The sequence below is a fragment of the Rhizobacter sp. P2_H3 genome (genome assembly GCF_056403355.1).
The window spans coordinates 1-2,488 of sequence record NZ_JBFUFQ010000415.1 but is presented as its reverse complement, the minus strand read 5'-3'; the positions used below and the strand labels follow the sequence as shown (position 1 = coordinate 2,488).

The window sequence follows — 2,488 nt, the reverse complement described above, 5'->3', positions numbered from 1 at the left end:
ATGTTCTACTGGGGCGTCGGGCTGCACAAGATCTCGCTCGGCTCGCTGATCATCGCGCTCGGGCTGCTGGTCGACGACGCGATCATCTCGGTGGAGATGATGGTGCGCAAGCTCGAGGAGGGSTACGACAAGATGCGCGCCGCGACCTTCGCCTACGACGTGACCGCGATGCCGATGCTGACCGGCACGCTGATCACCGCGACCGGCTTCCTGCCGATCGGCATGGCCCGCTCGACGGTGGGCGAGTACACGTTCGCGATCTTCGCGGTGACCACCGCGGCGCTGCTGATCTCGTGGGTGGTGTCGGTGTACTTCGTGCCGTACCTCGGCGCCAAGCTGCTGCACAGCAAGAGCAAGATGCACGAGGGCGAGCAGCACCATGAGCTGTTCGACACGCCGTTCTACACGCGCTTCCGGCGCGCGGTGAACTGGTGCGTGAAGCACCGCTGGATCACGATCGGCCTGACCATCGGCACCTTCGTACTGGGCCTGGCCGGCATGGGCAAGGTGCAGCAGCAGTTCTTCCCCGATTCGAGCCGGCCGGAGATCCTGGTCGACCTGTGGCTGCCCGAGGGCGCCACCATCCAGTCGAGCGAGGAACTGGCCAAGCGCTTCGAGGCACGCATGCTGAAGGAGCCGGGCGTGGTCGACGTGTCGATCTGGGTCGGCAGCGGCGTGCCGCGCTTCTACCTGCCGCTCGACCAGATCTTCCCGCAGACCAACGTGAGCCAGGTGATCCTGATCCCGAAGGACCTGCCGACGCGCGAGTCGCTGCGCCTGAAGCTGCCGAAGATGCTGGCCGAGGAGTTCCCCGATGCACGCGGCCGCGTCAAGCTGCTGCCGAACGGGCCGCCGGTGCCGTACCCGGTGCAGTTCCGCGTGATGGGGCCGGATGCGGCGCAGGCCCGTGCCTGGGCCGACAAGGCCAAGGACATCCTGCGCGCCAATCCGAACATGCGCGGCGTGAACGACAACTGGAACGAATCGGTCAAGGTGCTGCGCCTGGAGGTCGACCAGGACARGGCGCGCGCACTGGGCGTCACCAGCCAGGCCATCGCCACCGCGTCGCGCACCATCCTGTCGGGCAACACCGTCGGGCAGTACCGCGAAGCCGACCGGCTGGTCGACATCGTCGTGCGCCAGCCGCTGGACGAGCGCAACGCCATCACCGACATCGGCAACGCCTACCTGCCGACGGCCAGCGGCCGCTCGATCCCGCTGACGCAGATCGCCAAGGTCGGTTTCACCTGGGAGCCGGGCGTGCTGTGGCGCGAGGGCCGCGACTATGCGGTGACGGTGCAGGGCGACGTGGTCGAGGGCCTGCAGGGCCCGACGGTCACGACGCAGGTGTGGCCGGATCTCGACAAGCTGCAGAAGACCATGCCGGACGGCTATCGCATCGAGATCGCCGGCGCGGTGGAGGAGAGCAGCAAGGGGCAGGGCTCGATCGCCGCGGGCCTGCCGCTCGCGCTGTTCATCATGTTCACGCTGCTGRTGCTGCAGCTGCACAGCTTCTCGCGTTCGATCCTGGTGTTCCTCACCGGGCCGCTCGGCATCGCCGGCGTGGCGGGCGCGCTGCTGCTGCTGAACCGGCCGTTCGGCTTCGTCGCGCTGCTCGGCGTGATCGCGCTGATGGGCATGATCATGCGCAACTCGGTGATCCTGATCGACCAGATCGAGCAGGACCGTGCGCGCGGCGTGCCGGCCTGGGAGGCGATCGTCGAATCGGCGGTGCGGCGCTTCCGGCCGATCGTGCTGACCGCGGCGGCGGCGGTGCTCGCGATGATCCCGCTGTCGCGCAGCGTGTTCTGGGGCCCGATGGCGGTCGCGATCATGGGCGGGCTGATCGTCGCGACGGGGCTGACGCTGCTGGCCTTGCCGGCGATGTATGCCGCCTGGTTCCGCGTCAAACCGGCCGAAGAGGAAAGAGCCGCCGCGAGCAGCTAAACTACGCGGTTTACCGAATCGCCTGAAAAGGGAAGCTTCGGCTTCCCTTTGCTTTTTGCATGTGCCCAGAATGTGCGCGGGTGGCGAAATTGGTAGACGCACCAGGTTTAGGTCCTGACGCCAGCGATGGTGTGGGGGTTCGAGTCCCCCCCCGCGCACCAGCTAACGAAACCAGAGAGTCCAGACAATCATGGCTGTCACTGTAGAAACCCTCGAGAAGCTCGAACGCCGCATCACGCTCACGCTGGCGGCCGACACGATCAACAACGAGGTCGAAACGCGCCTGAAGCGCCTGTCCCGCACGGTCAAGGCCGACGGGTTCCGCCCGGGCAAGGTGCCGATGAGCGTGGTGTCCCAGCGCTACGGCTACTCGGTGCAGTACGAAGTCATGAACGACAAGGTCGGACAGGCCTTCGCCCAGGCCACCGCCGAGGCCAAGCTGCGCGTCGCCGGTGCCCCGCGCATCAGCGAGAAGGAAACCGCGCCCGAGGGCCAGATGGCCTTCGATGCCGTCTTCGAGGTGTACCCCGAAGTCAAGCTC

The 2,488-nt window shown here is 67.0% G+C and carries 2 protein-coding genes and 1 tRNA gene; all 3 read left to right on the top strand.

Annotation, left to right across the window (positions count from 1 at the left end; all coding sequences use genetic code 11):
• Positions 1-1,947 (top strand): efflux RND transporter permease subunit (locus AC1D1T_RS31730; protein ID WP_477993341.1); only part of this gene is annotated, 1,947 nt, incomplete at its 5' end.
• Positions 1,948-2,021: 74 nt separating this feature from the next.
• Positions 2,022-2,108, top strand: a tRNA-Leu gene (locus AC1D1T_RS31725).
• 29 nt (positions 2,109-2,137) lie between these two features.
• A partial coding sequence (locus AC1D1T_RS31720; RefSeq protein WP_477993340.1) for a trigger factor occupies positions 2,138-2,488 on the top strand: 351 nt, incomplete at its 3' end.